Below are 3,983 nucleotides of genomic sequence, written 5' to 3'. Positions count from 1 at the left end.
ATCAGCATTCCGCCGCCTCCCCCAAGTCCTGATCCGTACGGTTCCACAACGCCAAGCGTGTAGGAAATGGCAATAGCTGCATCAACTGCTGTACCGCCTTGTTTAAGAATTTCCATACCTACTTTTGTGGCGCGAGGATCTGAAGTACTTACTGCATATTCTTGTTTTGGAAACATAAATTGATAAACACATACACCTACTATGAGTGAAAAGATGACAATGGAAACAATAATTGCATTACGTTTATTTATCATCTTTTACCTCCTCTGTGTATGACGGGCTATTAGTTAGCTTGCGCTTCGTTCTTTTTGCGCTCCTCTGCATGTTTTATAATGCGAGAATGATCTAAGTTTAATTCAAACTTGTTTCGTTCTTTTTCTAACAGTTCAGGGTTTGAAGAAAACTTGTTTAAATCGTTATAAATACGCTTCATGCGCCAAGGGTTATCTGTTGGAGTTGGTGTACCTGCTTTAATAACCATTGGAATAACATCAATTTTAGCTTGGCCCTGCTTATTTAAATGATACTGAACCATCGCTGTATTTTTTGTACTTGACCACCCTTGGTCAAAAATAAAGTTTCCTAAGCTATAGAAAATAACCGAACCTTTATATACGTCATATGACTGTAAAACGTGCGGATGGTGACCAATGATAATGTCCGCACCAGCGTCTACCATCGCTTTTGCTAGCCCTTCTTGACGAGGACTTGGCTGTGCATCGTATTCTTCACCCCAGTGGGCATTTACTACAACTAAATCAGCATTTGCTTTCGCTTGCTGAATCGTGCTGAAAATAAGATCCGGATCTGCTTTTAAAATCCCTGGGTTGTTTTTTCCAGCCGACATTCCGTCTGAATGTACATCCGTAAAACCTACGGTTGCAATGCGAATACCGTCAGCATCTTTATACGAAATATGCTTTGCTTCTTCAGAGTTACGGCCAGCACCAACAAAATCTAATTTGTTTGCTTCAAAAGTAGAGATCGTATCTTCTAACCCTTTTGCACTGTAGTCCATTGAATGGTTGTTCGCTAAGTTTAATACGTCGAAACCTGCATTTTTAACAGTCGCTAGATCAGCAGGCTTACTATATAAATGAATACCTTTTTCCATTGCTTTATATGAATCTACGTCATTTGTTAAAATCGGTGTTTCGTAGTTCCCGCTTACGTAATCCGAATTTTTAAAGAACGGCTCCACGTTGCGGAATACAAAATCTTCTCCGTAGCGTTCAGTTACTTCTCTTACATGGCGACCCATCATAATGTCTCCGACCATAGTCATCGTTAAATCATTATTGGCCTCTGGATTAGCCGTCTCAGGGTTTTCAAGAGCATCCGAACGCTCCATCCATCCTGAAAGAGCTAAAATTACGATTAAAATTGGCGTTAAGATAAGAGCTTGCTTGCCCGTTGTAGGCTTTGTTTTCTTTATAAACATCAATACTTTTTCTTGAAAGTTTAATTTTTTCTCTTTCAACGCTTTCACCTTCCTTTACCAGCTGCGGTTTGTTTGTGTATTAAAATAAATAATAAACTTGCATAATTCCAAATGTTACACCACTTAATAAAACCGTTGTTCCAACTGTTAAAGGAAGACCTTGCTTTTGCATTGTATTTGCAATTAAGCCCGGTACAATGATACCAATTCCGCGTAATTCAAACACTTCAAATGGCAAGATCGGGAAGAAATAATCAAATGCAACTTTAATCACAATACCCGTAATTAACATCGCTGTAAATTTGCGACGTCCATATAAAATAACTACTTTTGAGATTCCGTATACGACGATAACATAAGTTAAAATACTAATTAAGAAAATCATTAAAATGGTAATTGGCTGATCAAATACAAGAGCTAAATACCCTGGTACGATAAGACCCGCTGGCAATACGCCCGTTTTTTCTGTAAAAATTAAGCTTRGTGTAACCCCTAACACAAGGGCGATATATAAATCTGATCCGAACATGAAATGGCCTCCTAGATTAAACTGCTTTTCTCATCTTTTTCATTTCAATAATAGCTTCAACAAGCGGCTCGGCTGAACCGTGGATATTTCCGACACCGTATACGATACGATCTTTTAAATAAGGCTTCATGCGCTCTAAAATTTCTTCTGTAGAAGCGCCTTCCATATCCCAGAATTCTTTTGTTGGCAATTCGCCTCTTTGATATGCTGCAGCGATTGGTGAGGTCGTCTGACCAATTGCAATCATTACGTCCGCTTCAATGTATGGCATTACATCTTCAGCAAATTGCTCCGTGCGATCTACACGGTCCGGACGGCAGTTCATAATGACAATAGGAAGCTTTTCACTATAGTTCATTGAATCTACACGTTCCCAAATACGAAGCGTGGAAGAAGCGTCGTTGGCAGCAAATCCATTCACTAAAAAGGCTGGATTTTTTTCATCGCCAAACGTTGTAATTCTCATAGCTCCTGGGTCAGGCTGAGCATTTAACATTCCTCTCATCGCTGTTTCAGCATCGATACCAAGTGCTTCTGCTACTGCTAAACCGATGGAAGCATTATCAGGGAAAACCATATAATCAAATTCACGTAAATACGCTTCAGATACTTTATCATTGTCAGCTACAATAACTTTTGTGTTGCGCTCTGCGGCTATTTTTTTATAGTATTCCAAATATGGACCTTCAATTGTAACAAGGTGGCCATCGTAAGGAATAGTAGCAGTGAACGCTTGAGCAACTTCATCTAGAGTTGGACCCATTACATCCATGTGATCTTCTAGTACGTTTACAATAACGCCTACCTTGGCTTGAATCAGCTGATTTTGGAATGTGATTTGATAATCAGGCTGTACAGCCATACATTCACAAATAAGAGCTTCCGCGCCAATATCGGCAACTTCATTTACCACTCGTCGCTGTTCTCCAATGTTCGGACCTTCTTTACGACGAATAATTGGTTCTTCTTCACTTGTATGCCAGTAGATCATACGCGCTTGTGTTCCTGTCGTTTTTCCTACTGTTTTGTAACCTGCTTCTTTTACAATACCTGTAATCAATCGTGTAACGGTGGATTTTCCGCGAATACCATTAACATTCACTCGTACAGGAATTGAATGCAGCTTGCGTAAATGTCTGCGATACTCCCAAACGCCATACCCTACTAAAAATAGGCAGCATAGGATAATTAAGATCATGTTTCATTCTTCTCCTTCCAAACTTCTCCTGTTGGATACGTTATGAATGCTTTTGATTCATAATGATAGATATACGATTTCATAGTTTCACTCCCTTTATATATGTATGGGAGCTAATCAATTAACAGCGCTAGCATGCTGCTAAAACACCTGCTTTGAAAAATGGACTCGAGTACCAATTTCAACAGCTCTAAAACTATCATCTGCGCTCATTAGTGGTCAATAGCTCAAATGTTATATATTCTTACAATTCCGATTGTCTATTTACAGAATTAAAAACTCATCGTTTTATTTAAAATTTACAGAATAGGTCTAAAGTTTATTTACCTATAAAAATACCATCGATACCTTTTTTTACCATAACAACAGGAATATTTTATACACCACTCTTACAATTAACACACGGAAATATTACGTAATTAAAAATTTCTTAACTTTAGAAAACGTTTTGTAATATAAAGGCGGGATAAAAAATATTTTATCCCATTAATTCCTTTTTATGGATATGCCAATTGAATTTGTCTAACAACCGTACTTGTAAGGATGATAGATAGATATAAAAGTAAAAAAAATACATTTATTTATCATTTTATGCTTACATTTAACTTGCTTAAATAGAAAGGACATTAAATATTTTTTTCTAATTATATAAGTATTTAGACTCCATATGCTCCTAGTTCTTTTGTTGTAATTTTATAGATTTCCTTTATTTAATAATCAATTAAGTAAATCTAAATCTCTTGACTATGGCCTCTTTTCCTATTTTTATTTCAATATTTTCTGAATCTTTCTACCGATAAAGGCGTCTTTGGTCC

The 3,983-nt window shown here is 37.2% G+C and carries 4 protein-coding genes; all 4 read right to left on the bottom strand.

The window, feature by feature from the left end; all coding sequences use genetic code 11:
• On the bottom strand, positions 1–254 hold a 254-nt coding region (locus tag AC1DRF_RS18560; RefSeq protein WP_477741357.1), incomplete at its 3' end, for a gamma-glutamyltransferase.
• 29 nt (positions 255–283) lie between these two features.
• Entirely contained in the window at positions 284–1,480 is a 1,197-nt protein-coding gene (locus AC1DRF_RS18555; protein ID WP_013082012.1) for a CapA family protein, read from the bottom strand.
• A gap of 40 nt (positions 1,481–1,520) precedes the next feature.
• Positions 1,521–1,970, bottom strand: a complete 450-nt coding sequence (gene pgsC / locus AC1DRF_RS18550) for a poly-gamma-glutamate biosynthesis protein PgsC (protein ID WP_477741356.1) — start codon at positions 1,968–1,970, stop codon at positions 1,521–1,523.
• Between the two features lie 16 nt (positions 1,971–1,986).
• The gene (pgsB, locus tag AC1DRF_RS18545) at positions 1,987–3,168 is read right to left on the bottom strand and encodes a poly-gamma-glutamate synthase PgsB (protein ID WP_016763263.1); all 1,182 of its coding nucleotides are present in this window, start codon (positions 3,166–3,168) and stop codon (positions 1,987–1,989) included.
• Positions 3,169–3,983: the final 815 nt, after the last annotated feature.

The organism is Priestia sp. P5_B4 (assembly GCF_056400385.1).
This window is presented reverse-complemented; position numbering and strand designations above follow the sequence as displayed.

Coding starts and splice junctions, on each gene's coding strand:
- pgsB (WP_016763263.1), bottom strand. CDS start 3,168: ATGATCTTAATTATCCTATGCTGCCTATTTTTAGTAGGGTATGGCGTT.